The organism is Pantoea sp. 1B4, assembly GCF_016925765.1.
GTDB lineage: Bacteria > Pseudomonadota > Gammaproteobacteria > Enterobacterales > Enterobacteriaceae > Pantoea > Pantoea agglomerans.
This window is the reverse complement of the sequence record NZ_JAEUWZ010000001.1, coordinates 1,137,262-1,155,132: the sequence shown is the minus strand read 5'-3', so window position 1 is coordinate 1,155,132 and position 17,871 is coordinate 1,137,262. Positions and strand designations below refer to the sequence as shown.

The 17,871-nt window shown below is 57.6% G+C and carries 9 protein-coding genes and 3 pseudogenes; 5 read left to right on the top strand and 7 right to left on the bottom strand.

Features of this window, described 5'->3' with window-relative positions:
• Nucleotides 1-13: 13 nt before the first annotated feature.
• Nucleotides 14-2,666: pseudogene (locus JNO11_RS05630) on the top strand (beta-N-acetylhexosaminidase).
• Between the two features lie 454 nt (nucleotides 2,667-3,120).
• On the opposite strand, the gene JNO11_RS05625 reads toward JNO11_RS05630, so the two are convergent.
• From JNO11_RS05625 to JNO11_RS05615, 3 genes are all read right to left on the bottom strand, one after another.
• Complete coding sequence (locus JNO11_RS05625; protein ID WP_325177049.1) at nucleotides 3,121-5,535, bottom strand: DUF3772 domain-containing protein; 2,415 nt, start codon at nucleotides 5,533-5,535, stop codon at nucleotides 3,121-3,123.
• Between the two features lie 260 nt (nucleotides 5,536-5,795).
• Nucleotides 5,796-6,743 carry a D-alanyl-D-alanine endopeptidase gene (gene pbpG / locus JNO11_RS05620; protein ID WP_010669685.1) on the bottom strand — a complete coding sequence of 316 codons (948 nt, stop codon included), beginning with the start codon at nucleotides 6,741-6,743 and terminating at the stop codon, nucleotides 5,796-5,798.
• A 179-nt stretch (nucleotides 6,744-6,922) separates the two neighbouring features.
• A complete protein-coding gene (locus tag JNO11_RS05615; RefSeq protein WP_191922009.1) occupies nucleotides 6,923-7,510 on the bottom strand; it encodes a Yip1 family protein in 588 nt (195 codons plus the stop codon).
• Nucleotides 7,511-7,715: 205 nt separating this feature from the next.
• Between JNO11_RS05615 and JNO11_RS05610 the strand changes: the two genes are divergently transcribed.
• The 4 genes and pseudogenes from JNO11_RS05610 (at nucleotide 7,716) to JNO11_RS05595 (ending at nucleotide 13,470) form a co-directional block, all read left to right on the top strand.
• Nucleotides 7,716-8,297: a DedA family protein gene (locus JNO11_RS05610; protein ID WP_010260294.1), complete on the top strand. Its 582-nt coding sequence runs from the start codon at nucleotides 7,716-7,718 to the stop codon at nucleotides 8,295-8,297.
• A gap of 231 nt (nucleotides 8,298-8,528) precedes the next feature.
• Nucleotides 8,529-10,343, top strand: a complete 1,815-nt coding sequence (locus tag JNO11_RS05605; protein ID WP_325177048.1) for a glycoside hydrolase family 15 protein — start codon at nucleotides 8,529-8,531, stop codon at nucleotides 10,341-10,343.
• Between the two features lie 214 nt (nucleotides 10,344-10,557).
• Nucleotides 10,558-11,680 (top strand): annotated as a pseudogene (locus JNO11_RS05600) (L,D-transpeptidase family protein).
• Between the two features lie 188 nt (nucleotides 11,681-11,868).
• Nucleotides 11,869-13,470 carry an inorganic phosphate transporter gene (locus JNO11_RS05595; RefSeq protein ID WP_060679790.1) on the top strand — a complete coding sequence of 534 codons (1,602 nt, stop codon included), beginning with the start codon at nucleotides 11,869-11,871 and terminating at the stop codon, nucleotides 13,468-13,470.
• 21 nt (nucleotides 13,471-13,491) lie between these two features.
• Here the strand turns inward: JNO11_RS05595 and JNO11_RS05590 are convergent.
• From JNO11_RS05590 to JNO11_RS05575, 4 genes and pseudogenes are all read right to left on the bottom strand, one after another.
• Nucleotides 13,492-14,680 (bottom strand): annotated as a pseudogene (locus JNO11_RS05590) (MFS transporter).
• A gap of 70 nt (nucleotides 14,681-14,750) precedes the next feature.
• Complete coding sequence (gene dusC / locus JNO11_RS05585; protein ID WP_022626007.1) at nucleotides 14,751-15,701, bottom strand: tRNA dihydrouridine(16) synthase DusC; 951 nt, start codon at nucleotides 15,699-15,701, stop codon at nucleotides 14,751-14,753.
• 2 nt (nucleotides 15,702-15,703) lie between these two features.
• Nucleotides 15,704-17,083: an ATP-dependent RNA helicase RhlE gene (gene rhlE, locus JNO11_RS05580; RefSeq protein WP_022626008.1), complete on the bottom strand. Its 1,380-nt coding sequence runs from the start codon at nucleotides 17,081-17,083 to the stop codon at nucleotides 15,704-15,706.
• 217 nt (nucleotides 17,084-17,300) lie between these two features.
• The gene (locus tag JNO11_RS05575; protein WP_031594396.1) at nucleotides 17,301-17,693 is read right to left on the bottom strand and encodes a YbhQ family protein; all 393 of its coding nucleotides are present in this window, start codon (nucleotides 17,691-17,693) and stop codon (nucleotides 17,301-17,303) included.
• Nucleotides 17,694-17,871 lie beyond the last annotated feature (178 nt).

Genomic DNA, 17,871 nt, shown 5'->3' with positions numbered 1-17,871 from the left:
AGGATGAATCAATATGTTTAAGTTAAGCCTTATCGCGCTCACTCTGCTGGGCGCTGCAGCCACAGGCCACGCCAGCTCGTCAGCGCAGCAGGTGGTGAATCAGATCAGCCAGTTTGGCGTCACTTATCAGGTGAACGATAATCAGGCCGCACTGCATGGCACCGACTGCGCTGCGCTGGGTGCCGACTATGCCGCCTGCAATCGCGCCATCATTACCCTGATCAATAACGGCCCAGCCCTGACCGATAAACACTGGGCAATCTACATGAGCAACGTCCACCAGACGCTGCGGGTCGATAACGAACAGTTTAAAATGACCCATCTGGTCGGCGACCTGACCCGGCTGGAGCCGACTGAGAAGTTCACCGGCATTGGCGCGGGCGAATCGGTGCAGATTCCGATCGTTAACGAATACTGGCAGCTGTTTGCCACGGATGTGATGCCGCGCTGGTATGTGACGTCCGGGCAGGCCACCCCCAAAATTATTGCCAGCACCGATCATGAAGATCCCAGCCAGTTTGTGTTGCCGTTGGGGGATAACTGGCGACGCAGTGCCGATGACCGGAATATCCTGATGCAACCCGCCAGCCGGTTTGATAAAAACAGCGATGTTGCCACCCTGCCCGCCTCCGCGCTGCGCGGTCAAATCACACCCACGCCGCTTGCGGTAAAACTGCGTCCGCAGGATGCCGATCTCAGCCGTGGCGTCAGTCTGTCTCTGACCGGGCTGACCCGTGAAACCGGTGAGGCGGTGAAGCAGCGTCTGACCCTGCTCGGCCTGAAAGAAGATCCTGCCGGATTTGCCATCAGGACGCAGATCAAACCGGGTCACTTCAGCGGCAAACAGGCTAAACCGGGCGCATACGATCTGGATATCACCCCACGCCGTGCCATTGTGGTGGGCTACGATGCTGCCGGTGCGTTCTACGGTCTGATGTCGATTCTCTCGCTGATTCCTACAGAAGGCGCGCCGCGTTTTGCCACGCTGGAAGCCCATGATGCGCCACGCTTTGCCTATCGCGGCGCGTTTCTCGACGTTGCCCGTAACTTTCACAGTAAACAGGCGGTCATGCGGCTGCTTGATCAGATGGCGGCCTGGAAGATGAACCGCTTCCACTTTCACCTCAGTGACGATGAGGGCTGGCGGATTGAGATTCCCGGCTTACCGGAACTGACTGACGTGGGGGCTAAACGCTGCCATGACCTGAGCGAACAGCGCTGCCTGCTGCCGCAGCTCGGTTCCGGTCCGTTCAGCGATAACAACGGCAGCGGCTACTTCAGCCGTGCCGACTACATCGAGATTGTGAAGTATGCGCAGGCCCGTCACATCCAGGTGATCCCGGAAATCGATATGCCCGCCCATGCCCGTGCCGCCGTCATCGCCATGGAAGCGCGCTATCAGCGGCTGATGAAGGAGGGACAATCTGAACAGGCCAGTGCGTATCGCCTGATCGATCCCACCGACGACTCCAATACCACCTCGGTGCAGCTCTATGATCGCACCAGCTATCTCAATCCCTGCATTGCGGGTTCGCAGCGGTTTGTCGATAAAGTGATCGGTGAGATGCAGGCAATGCACCGGGAAGCGGGACAGCCGCTCGGTGTCTGGCATTTTGGCGGTGACGAAGCGAAGAATATCCGGCTGGGTGCTGGCTACTCGGATAAACGCGACCCTAAACCGGGCACCGGTCTGCGCGACTGGAGTAAAGAAGATCTGCCGTGGGCGAAATCGCAGGTTTGTCAGGCGCTGGTGAAGAGCGGCAAAGTGGACGATCTGGCGCACCTGCCGAGCTACTTTGCCCTGACCGTCAGTGACATTGTTAACCGGCACGGTATTGGCAAAATGCAGGCCTGGCAGGATGGTTTAAAACATGCCAAAGATTCAGCAGCCTTTGCCACACCGCGCGTCGCGGTCAACTTCTGGGACACCCTCTACTGGGGCGGTTTTGACACAGCCAGCGACTGGTCACAGAAAGGTTACGACGTGGTGATCTCCAGCCCCGACTATCTCTATCTGGATTTTCCGTATGAAGTTAACCCGCTGGAACGCGGCTATTACTGGGGCACGCGCTTCAACGACGAGCGCAAAATCTTTGGCTTCGCGCCGGACAACCTGCCGCAGAATGCTGAAACCTCGGTGGATCGCGACGGCAACTTTTTCAGCGCCAAATCAGAGAAGCTCTGGAGCGGTGCTTACGGCATTTCGGCCCAGCTGTGGAGCGAAACGGTACGCACTGATGCTCAAATGGAGCACATGATCTATCCTCGCCTGTTTGCAGCAGCGGAACGAAGCTGGCACCGCGCCAGCTGGGAGCAGGATTACAAGGCGGGTCAGGAGTATGCGGGGGGGTAAAACCCATCTCGTCGATCTGCAGGCACGCCTGAATGACTGGCAGCGATTTGCCAATCTGCTGGGACAGCGGGAACTGGCGAAGCTGGATAAGGCGGGTATCGATTATCGCCTGCCGGTGCCGGGAGCCAGAATCGTTGATGGCATCCTGTCGATGAACGTGGCCTTACCGGGCGTTACTCTGGAGTACAGCCTGGACAAGGGCACAAACTGGCAGCGCTACGATGCCACCAGACCGCCGCAGGTCAGCGGTGCGGTGGCAATTCGCTCGGTGAGCCGAGACGGGCAGCACACCAGCCGCGTTGAATCCCTGTAGAAAGCGAAGTGTGAACGGGCTGAGAAGCCAGCGTTTGAATATGAAAAAGGCCGACAGAAGTCTAATGGCAGTCAGTTAAGCGACAGGGGATAACGCAGTCTGGTGCCGGGCAGGGGCTGGCGGTCCTCGCGCCGCTGCGCGGTTCCTTCACTTCATTCGCCTGCCTGACGGACCGCCGGGGATGGCACATCCTGTGCCGCCCCGCCTTTCGCCCGCGTCCTGCGGGCTCTCCTGGCAGACTCATTCTGTTCAGCGCTGCGGATTACCTGCCCCTGCCCGGCCCCAGCCTGCTCTGAAACTTCAGTGTGTATTGTTAAAAAGGGCACGATAGTGAAGGCCTGAGCGCCGCTGCTGCTCGCTCGCCCAGAAAAAAGGCTGCCACGTTTGACCGTGGCAGCCTTTACAAATCTGATCTTAACTGATCAGCATTAGACAGAAGTCGGCCCTTTCACACCTAAACCAGCTTCTCTTCGGGGACCGGCTCCGCACCCGCCATCTGCTGACGGCGCTCGATAATCATGGTTTGCGGTGTGGAAAGCAGAATGCCCTCTTTACGCAGACGCGTCAGAATATCGAACAGCAGATCGCTCTTCGCCCCTGCGATCTGGCGCTGACCCGCCACGTTACCGGTGACGCTCAGTATAATTCCCTGCTGAGTCAGATCTTTAAACGAAACGGATGGCTCTGGCGTCTCCAGAATGCGTTCATTTTCGTTGTAGACTTCCAGCAGGATATCGCGCACTTTCGCCGGATCGATGTCGAGCGGGAACGTCAGCGTAATCGTGACCACCCCCTGCGCATTACCCATGGTGGCATTTCGCACGTTCTGCGAGATAAACTGCGAGTTCGGCACAATCACCGTGGATTTATCGCCCAGCTGGATCTCGGTAGCGCGCACGTTAATCCGGCGGATATCCCCTTCGATACCGCTGATGCTCACCAGATCGCCAACCTTCACTGGCCGCTCGGTCAACAGAATCAGCCCCGAGATAAAATTCTTCACAATCTCCTGTAAGCCAAAACCGATACCTACCGACAAGGCACTGACGATCCAGGCCAGCTTATTCCACTGCAGACCCATGATCGACAACGTCAGCAGGATGACCAGTACATAACCGATGTTGCTGAACAGCGTCACCAGCGACACCCGCATGCCCACATCCATGGTGGTTTTCGGCAGAAAATCAGTGTCGAGCCAGCGGCGCACCGTTCGCAGCACATAGATGCCGACGATCAGGCAGATAATCGCATTCACCATATGCGCCGGGACGATATTCAGGGATTCAAGCCCTTTACCGCCCCAGAACTCAATCACTTTTTGCAGCAGTTCAATCGGCGTTGAAGAGGCAAAGGTCCCGTTGACCAGCGCCAGCGCCACAACCAGCACCAGGAAGGTTTTACCGATGGCCGTCAGCAACGTAGCCGTTTGCTGCAGATGGCGCTCATTGATGTTAAGCGAACTCTGAATACGGCGACCGGTTGCGTTACTGGTCGAGAACAGGCTCTCACAGCCATCGTTGAGCAGATGACTGAGGAAGTAGAACGAACCAAACAGCAGGCCGCACCAGATCACTTCATAACTCAGGAAGCGTGCCAGCGTGACGTAACCGATGAGCAGCGACACCAGAATGGCGATGCCGGTCAGCGTCAGGCCCATCTGGATCAGTCCGACCAGCGTAGAACGAGCCTCTGGTGGTGTGCCCGCCTGGGTCATACGGCGACGAACCCGGTTGGTGCGCATGCTGATCGCCAGCGCGGTAGTACCAATCAGCAGTGCCGTCAGCCCGTTGGCAAAAATGGTGGTATTCAGGCTGGTGCCGACGCTGTAGTTAAACGCTTCGACCGTCTGGAAGATAAAGACCAGCACGGCGGTAATCGGTGGAAACGGTTTTAACGCCATCGCCACTTCATTGGAGATGGTCGGTAACCGCCAGCTGGGTCGACGGGTAGAGAGGAAAGCGCGTCCCAGTCCGGCAATCAGGCCACAAAAGACACTGAGCCGAACCAGTTGATCCACAAAGTCCTGAACGTTTTCAGAAACCTCATCACGGCGGGTAAAGGCCAGGGCGATAAAGTTAAAGGTGAGGACGACAGCCACCAGGGTGGTCAGGGCTATCGCTGCCGCCAGGAAACTGCGGCGCAGCTTCCCTTCCGGCAGTTTGTGAATGCTAATCCAGGCCAGAAACTCTTCGCTGTAACGACGGCCAGCCGTCATCACCAGCATCGCAGCCAACAGCCAGAAGACACTGCCCACGCGCCAGCCCGGCTCCCATGAGAGTGCCGCAGTGTCCTGCAACTCCTGCAGGAATTCACCGATTTTCTCGCCATCCAGATCCTGACTATTGAGCAGCGGTGACCAGAAGCGCGGCCCCAGAATGGTGCCGGAGTTCAGCGCCAGTTGGCTTTTCAGCTGATCGCGGCGCAGGTTAACAATCTGCGAGGAGAGCATCAGCGCGCCATTTTTAATGCCTTCGGCCTGTTTGATCTGGTCGTCGAGTTTGCTTTTCTGACTCTCCAGCGCGTTACGCTTGCGCGTCACTTCCGACGTCTCTTTTACGCCGCTGTCGGCTTTAGGTGCCGGCCCCAGAACCTGCAACTGGGCTTCCAGTTGCTGGCGATCGGGGAGCAGCGCCTGGCCCAGCGTGTCGGCACTGCCTGAGAGCTCAAGCGCCATTTCATTCAGCTGAGTCAGCTTGTTTTCGCCAGCATCAACGGAGACCTGACTTTTGATTTTATCGAGGATCTTCTGCATTTTCGGCAGTTCAACCGCAGCATTCAGCTTCGGCGGAGCATCCTGTTCCTGAGCAGCAGTGGCCTTATCATCCGCGGCCAGCGTCAGCGCCGGGGCAAACGCCACCAGCGCCAGCATTAACAATGCAAAAAAAGGATCGTAGCTTAAACATATGAGTAAGATTCCGGCAGCTTAAATCAGGCGATCGTCCCTCGCCAGTCGCGCGTAGTGTAGGGCTTTGCAAGGGATGGCAATATAGGAATAACGGGCATTTTTCGGGCTAATTCGGTGCAGACAGAAGCGTGAAAATCGCTGTACGCCTCTGCCTGCATCATCCCGGATACCCGCTCAGCCTGCAGGTAATGCCAGTGTCCGCAGCGCGCAACACCGGCTATATTCTACTCAACGTCGGCGCTGCTGGCCCCATTACTGGCAACCTGGCCCGACTTCTGTTTTTTATAGGCCAGTGCGGCAGCCGGCACCGGCGCCGCTTTACCGGTCTCAATCCAGCTGCGCAGACGGTTAGCGTCGGCAAAGTGGGTATATTTGCCAAAGGCATCCAGCACCACCAGCGCCACCGGACGATTATTAATCATGGTGCGCATCACCAGGCAGTGGCCCGCCTCATCGGTGTAGCCGGTTTTAGTCAGCTGAATATGCCAGTCATCTTTATAGACCAGATGGTTGGTGTTGCGGAACGGCAGCGCATAGCTCGGATGGGCAAACACCGCCGTCTCCTCTTTAGTGGTGCTGAGCGCGCCAAGCAGCGGATATTCCCGCGTCGCTTTGAGTAGTTTAACCAGATCCTGCGCGCTGGAGACGTTTTGCGTCGACAGGCCGGTTGGCTCCACGTAGCGGGTCTGTTTCATGCCCAGTGACCGCGCTTTCGCGTTCATCGCCCGGATAAAAGCGTTATAGCCGCCCGGATAAGCATGAGCCAGGCTGGCGGCGGCGCGGTTTTCTGAGGACATCAGCGCCAGCAGCAGCATATTCCGGCGGCTGATCTGGCTGTTGAGCTTAACGCGTGAGAATACACCCCGCATTTCCGGCGTCTGGCTGACATCGACAGTTATCATCTCGTTCATCGGCAGATGCGCATCCAGCACCACCATAGCAGTCATCAGCTTGGTGATGGAGGCAATGGGCCTGACCCGATCAGGGTGGCTTGAAAACAGCACTTTATTGGTCGTGAGATCGACAATCATCGCACTGCCAGAGGCGATCTGCGGCTGAGCAATCGGCGCCAGTTGCGACAGCGACGTCGTCGCCTGCGCCGGAAGTGAAACAATCTGCCCTGAAACGAGCAGCGCCAGCGAAAGCAGGGTGGAACGAATTTTTGCAGGCATCGTAGAAAAAACCCGGTTATGAATATGTACTGTGTCAGACCGACACAGGCCGCCCGCTTCAGTGAGGTCAGAGCGCGGGCTGGCGGCGATATCATACCCGTAAGGTTAAGAAATTTCCTGGTGAGAGTGTTTCCGGGCGTAAAAAAGAGAACTGCCGCCAGAGTGGCGGCAGCGGTCGGTCAGAACAGATGCGGTCCGTATCCCCACAGCACCACGGTTAATGCCAGTAATACTTCAAATACCAGCACGCCGATGGCCAGCGTTGAACCGGAAAAGCGCAGACTCTCGTCACGGTCAATATTAAGAAATAGTGGAATACCGATATAGAGCAGATAGCCGGTGTAGAGCAGCGCCAGGGCGCCCGCCAGCACGCAGAGCCAGACCAGCGGATAGAGCGCCACCAGCCCGCTGAGAAACAGCGGCGTGGCCACATAGCCCGCAAACACCGTACAGCGCTGTACGCCGGGGCGCTGCGGATAATCACGTGCCATCCAGTGAATCACGCGTCCCATTACCGCGACGCCACCCAGAATAATCAGATAGAACAGAATGCCAAGCCCAATCCCGGTCAACAGGTTGAGTTGCACATATTGCCCCTCGCCCAGATTCCAGCCCAGCTGAGTTGTACCGATAAAGGCGCAGATCACCGGAATCGCCGCCATCAGCAGAACATGGTGGGTGTAATGGTGAGATACGCTCTCATTCTCTTGCTTGATATGACGCATTTCCTGATTCGGATGCGCCAGCAGACCCCAGACATGATTCATAGATTCACTCCTCTGATGCAGTGGGCCGCCCGATAATGCATCCGTCTTTGGGGGCAGCGTCCTCTCAAGTATAAACGGCAGCGAAACTTTCGTGGTGACCGGACAAAAAAAACAGCATAAATAAACGCCCCATGAGCCATGGGCGGAAGCGAAGCCAAATCGCGTATAGACTTGAAGAAACAGTCACTGAACAGGGAGGGTCATTTTGCATCTGGATATCAACGCATTAATTACGCAGTACGGTTATCTGGCACTTTTTATTGGCTGTATCGCCGAGGGGGAAACATTTACGTTGCTGGGCGGCGTCGCCGCGCATGAGGGGCTGCTGCATTATGTAGGGGTGGTGCTGGCCGCGATGGGTGGCGGTATTGTCGGCGATCAACTGCTCTACTGGGTCGGTCGCCGCTGGGGCACACAGATCCTGCGCCGCTTTAAAAAGCATCAGGATAAAGTGGTCAAGGCGAACCGCCTGATTAAACGCCGTCCCAGCCTGTTTGTGATTGGCGTGCGCTTTATGTATGGCTTTCGACTGATTGGCCCAATCATCATTGGGGCCAGCCGCCTCAATCCGATGAAGTTTTTTATTCTTAACGTCATCGGGGCGGCCATCTGGGCGCTGATCTTTGTCACCCTGGGCTATTTCGCGGGCGGCATCATCGCGCCGTGGCTGCATAAACTCGACCAGCATCTGAAGCATCTGCTGTGGCTGGTCGGCGCAGTGGTTTTCGCCTTTGCGCTGCGCTGGGTGATCCGCCGCTGGCACAATCGTCGTGCCGATCAGGAATAAATGAACCACGGATTCGCCAGCAGACGCCACCGGCTATGAGAGTGAGCTGACCGGTGGCAAAGGTCGCCGACGCTGAGCAGCGACAGGCGACCCTGCTGGCGATTTCCCATGTTTCACCCGCCCTCACCCCTTCCCTGCCTCATTCAACCGTACGTTAACCATCTGTGCCCAAACGAAGCCGCATCAGATGGCTCAGCTATAGTTAGGATGGACACTGACAGGGAGATGAGGATGAGTAAGGTAAAACGTAAGATTGAAGACCATGGCGTGATCGGAGATTTGCGCACCTGCGCACTGGTCGCGAATGATGGCACCATTGATTATCTCTGCTGGCCGGAACTCGACAGCCCGTCGGTCTTTGCCGCCCTGCTCGACAGCGATGATGCCGGGCTTTTCTCCCTGGCCCCTGACTGGCCCAATGCGCGACGTCAGCAGCTCTACCTGCCCGATACCAACATCCTGCAGACCCGCTGGCTGGATGATGAAGGCGTGGCGGAGATTACCGACTACATGCCGATTTGTGATGACAAGGACAAGCTGCCGCGTCTGATCCGGCGGGTCAAAATGGTACGCGGCAGCGCGACCTTTAGCCTGCGCTGTTCACCGCGCCACGACTATGCCCGGGCGCAGACCCGCGCAGAGGCGCACAACGGCTGTATCGATTTTCATGCCGAAGGCCAGCCGTCGTTGCGTCTCGCCGCCAGCGTGGTGATGACGCTGGAGGATGAGAGCGCGACCGCCCTCTTCACGTTACAACCCGGTGAACATGCGCAGTTTGAATTTGGCAGCGTGGATGATGCGCATATCGAAGCGCTGACCACCGAACACTGCTTTGAAGAGACGCTGAACTACTGGCGACGCTGGAGCGCCCACAGTAACTATCAGGGACGCTGGCGCGAAATGGTGCAGCGTTCGGCGCTGGTCCTCAAACTGCTGACCTCACATCAGCACGGCTCTATTGCGGCGGCGGCAACCTTTGGCCTGCCCGAAGAGCTGGGCGGTGAACGCAACTGGGACTATCGCGCCTCCTGGATCCGTGACGCCTCGTTCAGCATGTATGCCCTGATGCGGCTGGGCTATATTGATGAAGCCAAACTCTTTACCCACTGGGTTGGTCGCTGCGTTGAAAACAGCCATCACGATGAGATGCGCCTGCAGGTCATGTACCGGCTGGACAGCGGCACCGAGCTACACGAGATGGAGCTGCTGAATCTCTCCGGCTATGCCGACTCCCGTCCGGTGCGCATCGGCAATGACGCCTGGCAGCAGACCCAGCTCGACATCTATGGCGAGCTGATGGATGCGGTCTATCTGGCCAATAAATATGGTGAGGCGATCTCCCAGCGCGGCTGGGAACATGTCGTCAAAATGATCGACTGGCTGTGTGAGAACTGGGATCAGCCCGATGCCGGTATCTGGGAGATGCGCGGTGAACCGGAACATTTCCTGCACTCTCGTCTGATGTGCTGGGTGGCGATGGATCGCGCGCTGCGTCTGGGCATGAAGCGATCGCTGCCAATGCCTTATGAACGCTGGGATCGGGCGCGCCGGGAGATCCGCGAAGATATCTGGGCTAACTTCTGGAACAGTGAGAAGGGTCACTTCTCTTCGACCCGTCATGGCGAATATCTCGACGCCTCAATGCTGCTGATGCCGCTGGTGCGTTTTGTGGGAGCCACCGACCCGGACTGGATTGCCACGCTGGATGCGATCAAAACCAATCTGGTCAGCGACGGTATGGTGCGCCGTTACAATACGCATGAGACGCCCGCCGATGGCCTGAAAGGTTCAGAAGGGTCGTTCGGAGCCTGCTCCTTCTGGTATGTCGAGTGTCTGGCGCGCGCGGGCCGGATTCAGGAAGCGCATTTTGAATTTGAAAAGTTGCTGAGCTACGCCAATCCACTGGGCCTCTACGCGGAGGAGTTTGACAGCCACGGCCATGCGCTGGGCAACACGCCGCAGGCGCTGACCCATCTGGCGTTAATCAGTGCCGCCTTTTTCCTGAACCGCAAACTCAGCGGCGAACAAACACAGTGGCAACCTTAGTCAGCGATAAGCCCGGAAAGCCCCATTTTTAGCGCCCTGCTTTCCGGAAATGCGCTAACATCCGCGGTGAATTTACGTAAAGTATTGCAGGCAGGTTAAAATCCCGATTCACAACGTCAGATTAATGAACATATAATGCGCAGCAGGTCACATTGGCCAGCATGAATTCGACACACTGAACAGCCTGAAATATGGCGATAAAGAATTGTAAAATATGAAAATCATTCGCGCTTTCGCTTCAATCGCACTGGCTCTGGCGGCCTTCAGCCAGTCAGCCTTTGCTGTGGTTTACCCGTTACCGCCGGCCAACAGCCGTCTGATCGGCGAAAATATCGAAATTACTGTCCCTGAAGACAGCAAACTGCCGCTGGAAGCTTTTGCGGCGCAGTACCAGATGGGCCTCAGCAATATGCTGGAAGCCAATCCGGGTGTTGACGTTTATCTGCCTAAGGCTGGCAGCAAAATGATCATCCCACAGCAGCTGATCCTGCCGGACGCACCGCGTGAAGGCATTGTGATTAACAGCGCGGAGATGCGTCTTTACTACTATCCGAAAGGCAGCAAAACCGTGGTGGTGTTGCCTATTGGTATCGGTGAACTGGGTAAAGATACCCCGATTAACTGGACCACAGCGGTAGAACGTAAAAAAAGATGGCCCGACCTGGACGCCAACCAAAGGCATGCATGCGGATTACGCGGCGCGCGGTGAAACCCTGCCAGCGGTCTTCCCGCCAGGCCCGGATAACCCGATGGGCCTGTATGCGCTCTATATCGGTCGCCTCTATGCGATTCACGGCACCAACGCCAACTTCGGTATCGGCCTGCGCGTGAGCCATGGTTGTGTGCGTCTGCGCGCTGACGATATCAAATGGCTGTATCAGAACGTGCCGGTCGGTACGCGCGTACAGTTCGTTGATCAGCCGGTAAAAGCGACCGTGGAGCCAGACGGTTCACGGTATGTAGAAGTGCATAACCCGCTGTCGACCACCGAAGAGCAGTTCAACTCGCGTGAGCTGGTGCCGATTACGCTGAATCAGGCGGTGAGCAAAGTTCTGGTTGATGCCAGCGTCAATCAGGATCAGGTTAATGGCGCGATTCAGCGCCGTACCGGTATGCCAGTAAAAGTGAACGGCGTGGAGAACAACATCCAGACTGCGCCAGTTCCGATGCCGGAAAATCCGCAGGCTGTGCCACAGGAAGAGCCAATGACGCCAGTCACCTCTCAGGGCGCAAACAGTGATGCCGCGCAGCCACAGCAGCCGGCCACTGAGCCAGCCGCACCGGCCGCTCCGGTAACACCAGCAGCCCCTGCAGCCGCGGCCAATACCAGCTCGTAATTGCCGTCCTGCTTTCAGAAGCCAGCGCCTGTCGCTGGCTTTTTTTATTGCCTGCGTTTCTGCGTTTTTCCCCGCACTCCGCTCAGAATGCCCCGTCCGACGATCATTAATCTGTCATATAAAGCGCGTATCACACTGCGTTGACCCGGTGCAAATCAGCATCCGGCATCAGCCACCAGAGGTACACCATGAGCGAAAACAGTCTCTCCTCCTCATCAGCCCGAGGTCGCCCCGATTTCAACGGCAAAAATAGCCGTTTCAGTAAACCGCTGTTCTTTATTCTGCTGGTTGCCGGACTGGCGTTCGCCGGTCTCAATCTGGTCAGCGATGTTGAAGAGACCAATATGCCGGTCACCAGCTATCTGCCGTTCTTTCTGCTGGGGCTGGCACTGCTGATTGCGCTCGGCTTTGAGTTCGTGAATGGCTTTCACGATACCGCCAATGCCGTGGCGACCGTGATCTACACCCATTCGCTGACGCCCGGCGTCGCGGTGGTCTGGTCCGGTTTCTGTAACTTTCTGGGTGTGCTGCTCTCCAGCGGCGTGGTGGCGTTTGGCATTATCTCACTGCTGCCGGTGGAGTTGATCCTGCAGGCCAGCAGCGGCAGCGGGTTTGCCATGGTCTATGCGCTGCTCTTCTCAGCGATTATCTGGAACCTGGGCACCTGGTATTTAGGGCTGCCGTCGTCGTCGTCCCATACGCTGATCGGCTCGATCATCGGCGTCGGCGTTGCCAATGCGATGCTGCACGGACGCAGCGGTCTGAGCGGGGTTGACTGGGATCAGGCACTGAAGGTCGGCTATGCACTGCTGCTGTCGCCGGTGGTCGGCTTTGTCTGCGCCGGGCTGCTGCTGTGGGTGATGAAACTGTTTATCCGCAATCGCCAGCTTTATCAGGCGCCAGAAAGCAATCAGCCGCCACCGGTCTGGATCCGCGGCCTGCTGATCCTGACCTGTACCGGCGTGTCGTTTGCGCACGGCTCTAACGATGGTCAGAAAGGAATGGGGCTGATTATGCTGATCCTGGTGGGCACCATGCCGATCGCCTACGCCCTGAACCGATCGCTGCCACCCGATCAGATCCCGCGCGTCGCGGCGCTGAACGAAGTGACCGCCCATCAGCTGCTGCAACTGCAACCCGCTTCGGCGAACCCTCCTCCGGCCCGTGAGGTACTGACCGGCTTTGTTGGCAGCAACAGCATGAATCCCGACGTGCTGCCCGCGCTGGCGATGACGCTGCGCGAAGTCGGCGATGAGATTCGTCGTTACGGTTCAATGGAAAACATTCCAGCCCAGGCGGTGACCAATACCCGCAACCAGATGTATCTGGCGTCAGAATCGATCAAGCATCTGCAGAGCGCCGAGGTCAGACTGCCGCAGGAGACGGAACGCAACCTTAAGGCAGTGAAAACGGAACTCGACAGCGCCACCCGCTTTATTCCGATGTGGGTGAAAGTGGTGGTGGCGATTGCGCTGGGACTGGGCACCATGGTCGGCTGGCGCCGGATTGTAGTCACAGTGGGAGAACGGATCGGTAAAACCCATCTGAGCTATGCCCAGGGCGCCAGCGCCGAACTGGTGGCGATGATGACCATCGGCGCGGCAGACGGTTTCGGTTTACCGGTTTCTACCACCCACGTGCTCTCATCCGGCGTGGCGGGCACCATGGCGGCGAACCGTTCCGGCTTGCAGCTCTCGACGCTGCGTAACCTGGCCGTCGCCTGGATTTTAACGCTGCCGGTTTCTATTCTGCTCTCTGCCCTGCTCTACTGGGCGTTCAGCCATTTTTAACGGTTTGCGGCTTATCGTCATTCAGGCGATAAGCCGCTGCTGCCAGTAAAGCCGCAGGGTAATCAGTAGCGCTCCCAGCACCATCAACGCCGCCGCCAGATAGACTGACTGCATCCCCCCAGTGTCCGATAAGCAATCCCGCCACCGGGCCGGTTAAACCCAGGCCCAGATCGAGAAAAGCGGAATAGGTGCCCAGCGCAGAGCCCTGATCCTGGCGCTCAACCCGTTTAACCGCCTCAACGCCCAGCGCCGGAAAGACCAGCGAAAATCCGCTGCCGGTAAGGAATGCGCCCGCCCCTACCAGCCAGGCGCTGTCCGCCTGCCAGATAATCAGTAGTCCCAGACATTCCAGCAGGAATGAGAAGAGCGACACGCGCAGCCCGCCGAAACGGGTAATAAAGCGACCAAACCCCAGACGCACCAGCACAAAACCCAGGCTGAACAGCGTCAGCGCATAGGCCGCGCCCTGCCAGTCACGGCTGGCAAAATAGAGGGTGATAAAGGTGGCGATAACGCCAAAACCGATGGTGCCGAAGCCCAGCGCCAGGCCATAAAGCCAGACGCGCGAAAAGACGCGGTGAAACGGAATGCGCTCGCCCACACTGACCGTCACCGCCGGTTTGCGACTGGCCATCAGATAGCCCGCCACGCCCATCAGCGCAATCAGCCCGGCAAATCCACTCATACCAAATTCACTGTTCAGCAGCACGCCCAGCGGTGCACCGACGGCCATGGCCAGATAGGTCGCAACACCGTTCCAGGAGATCACGCGCGCGGTCTGCATTGGCCCGACGATGTTCATACCCCACAGGGTAGAGCCGGTGCTGCTGAAGCTTTCACCTACGCCGAGAAACAGCCGTCCGATGGCCAGCAGCGCCAGACTCAGCCACGGCCAGCCGCTCAGCAGTGCGGCCACGATAGTCAGCACCCCGCTCATACCGCAGCAGAGCAGTCCCAGCATCACCACCCGCTTTGGCCCAAGGCGATCGGCCAGACGGCCCGACTGCGGACGGCTGAGCAGCGTCGCAAAGTATTGAATGCTGATAATCAGTCCGGCGATAAAGGAGCTGAAGCCAAGATGATTTTTGACGAAGCCTGGCAGCACGGCCAGCGGCAGTCCGACAGAGAGATAGCAGAAGAAGGTGAAGATAATAACAGAGAGGATTCGTTTGTTGAGCTGGCTGTTGCTCAACACAGCGGAGTCAGACATAGCAGGCAAGGGGTCCAGGAAATTTTTCCCACTATACCGTCAGGCCGCTAAGGGGTCGCCTGATTTTTTATCACAAACCATGAACATGTGCGTGACGATCAATCGCCTGTGCAATGTCGCCCGACGATTTTAACGCACGGATTTCGCTGAATAAGCCATCGGCTTCGCCATAGGCTTTGCGCAGATAACCGAGCCACTGTTTGATACGCGCCACGTGATAGAGACCGGTATCGCCCTGCTTTTCCAGCCGGCTGTATTTCTGTAATAACCGCACCACATCAGGCCAGGCCATCGGCGGCTCGTTATATTTCACTACCCGGCTCAGGTTGGGGATGTTCAGTGCGCCACGGCCAATCATCACCGCATCGCAGCCGGTTACCGCCATACAGTGTTGCGCGCTTTGCCAGTCCCAGATTTCGCCATTGGCAATCACCGGAATGCGCAGCCGCTGACGAATGTCGCCAATCGCCTGCCAGTTGATCGCCTCTGCGCGATAGCCCTCTTCTTTGGTCCGCCCATGCACCGCCAGCTCGCTGGCACCGGCCTGTTGCACCGCATCGGCAATCTCCAGACTGCGGGCGCTGGAGTCCCAGCCGAGCCGCACTTTCACCGTTACCGGCAAATCTGCAGGCACCGCTTCACGCATCGCTTTCGCGCCGCGATAGATCAGATCGGGATCTTTAAGAAGAGTTGCGCCGCCTCCGCTGCCGTTGACCAGCTTAGAAGGACAACCACAGTTGAGATCCACACCCCATGAGCCCAGCTCCACCGCACGTGCGGCGTTTTCGGCTAACCATTCGGGATGCTGCCCCAGCAGCTGCATACGCACCCGCGTGCCGGAAGGCGTGCGGCTGGCGTTATGCAGTTCGGGGCAGAGACGGTAGAAAGATTTTACCGGCAGCAGTTGATCGACCACGCGCAAAAACTCAGTGATGCAGAGATCGTAGTCGTTTACTTCCGATAACAGCTGGCGCACCAGTGAATCCAGCACGCCCTCCATCGGTGCCAGTAAAACCCTCATACTCAGACGTTTCCGGTACGCTTCGCTGCTGCCGGACGACGCGGACGGGCTGCGGGCCTATCGCCCTGAGGAGCGGCCTGGCTCTGACGACGCGCCTGAGGACGCTTTTCGCCGGATGAAGATGAGCGCGATGCGCCTGCACCCTGTCCGCCCTGGCTGCGACCACGGCCGCCGCCGCCGCCACCTGCACCGCCGCGAGACTGCTGCTGACGACCGTTGATGATCGGCTCCGCTTTGATGCTCGGATCGGGTTCATAACCCTCAACGGCCAGACGCGGGATTTCACGCTTCAGCAGACGTTCGATATCACGCAGCAGTTTATGCTCATCGACGCAAACCAGCGACAGTGCGACACCTGTCGCCGCCGCACGGCCGGTACGGCCAATACGGTGAACGTAATCTTCGGCGACGTTAGGCAGCTCATAGTTCACGACGTGTGGCAGCTCTTCGATATCCAGGCCACGGGCCGCGATATCGGTGGCAACCAGGACGCGAATTCCGCCTGACTTAAAGTCGGCCAGCGCGCGGGTACGTGCACCCTGGCTTTTGTTGCCATGGATCGCGGCAGCGGAGATACCATCTTTACCCAGTTGCTCGGCAAGGTGGTTCGCGCCGTGTTTGGTACGGGTAAAGACCAGCACCTGCTGCCAGTTGCCTTCGCCAATCAGCTGAGACAACAATTCACGCTTACGCTTCTTATCAACGAAAGCCACCTGCTGCGCGACCTGCTCGGAGGCGGTGTTGCGGCGAGCCACTTCAATCATTTCCGGGTTGGTCAGCAGTTTCTCAGCCAGGCCTTTGATCTCATCAGAGAAGGTGGCAGAGAACAGCAGGTTCTGACGTTTGGCCGGCAGACGTGCCAGTACGCGACGGATGTCGTGGATAAAGCCCATATCCAGCATACGGTCCGCTTCATCCAGCACCAGAATTTCGACCTGTGACAGGTCAACCGCATTCTGTTGTGCCAGATCCAGCAGGCGTCCAGGCGTTGCCACCAGGATATCGACGCCGCCACGCAGTTTTACCATCTGTGGATTGATGCTGACGCCACCAAACACCACCATGGAACGCAGCGAGAGATATTTGCTGTAGTCGCTGACGTTTTCGCCGACCTGCGCCGCGAGTTCACGGGTTGGGGTCAGGATCAGGGCGCGCACCGGGCGACGACCGCGGATGGGCGTGGCAGTGGCAGAGAGTTTTTGTAACATCGGTAAGGTAAAGCCGGCTGTTTTGCCGGTGCCGGTCTGGGCGCTCGCCAGCAGATCGCGGCCTGCCAGCACAACAGGAATCGCCTGGCGCTGGATAGGAGTGGGTTCGCTGTAGCCTTGTTCGGCGACCGCGCGCAAAATATCGGCACTCAGGCCGAGAGAGTCAAAAGACATTAAGTGATTTACTCCGGTCCGCTCTGACCGTGATTCACGGTGTAGTTTTCAGAGGGATAGTGACGCCAGCCAGGGCTGACGCGTGAAAAGGGCGCAAACTACGATGCGTAAGCGGGCGAGTGTAACAGCTTTAAGAGAAGTGTGCGAGATAGCTCACATTTCCTGACACAACTTAACCGCCTGAAAACAGGAAGGCCACCTTCCGGTGGCCTTCAACTTAACTACGTTTGTTTTCGATTCGTCGCGGTGGCTCTTTCGCCAGCAGCGAGACCAGCGCCGGACCCAGCAACATCACTACGCCGAGACACGCCAGCAGCAGGTTGTTGTGGTAAATCCGCGACACCAGGAACAGTGTCATCATGGCGGCGCCAAAGTAGTAAGTGGTGGTCGCTTCTTCAAGATAATCGCCGAGAGTACGTAAACGGGCAATGCGCTGTGTCACCAGCATGGCAACAAAAACCAGTGCGTACATCGCCACCAGCGTACTGCACACATCAACCAGCGCTTTGTGCTTCCAGCCCCAGATCAGTGCAGCGATCACCAGCAGATGCATAGCAATATGCAACAACGTTTGACCCGTGATAATTTGAATACGATTAGACCATTTCATTCAGTTCTCCTGGCAGACCCAACAGGTCGCCCAAGTGCTACCGGCACAAGCCGGAAACGATTTCCTCAATGTAAAACAATTTTCGGATAACGCCCTAATTTTCGCCCTCTTTCACCACCCATTTGTGACAAAGACTACACTTTGATTCTATTGATGATGAAAAGGAGTGCGTCGCGAG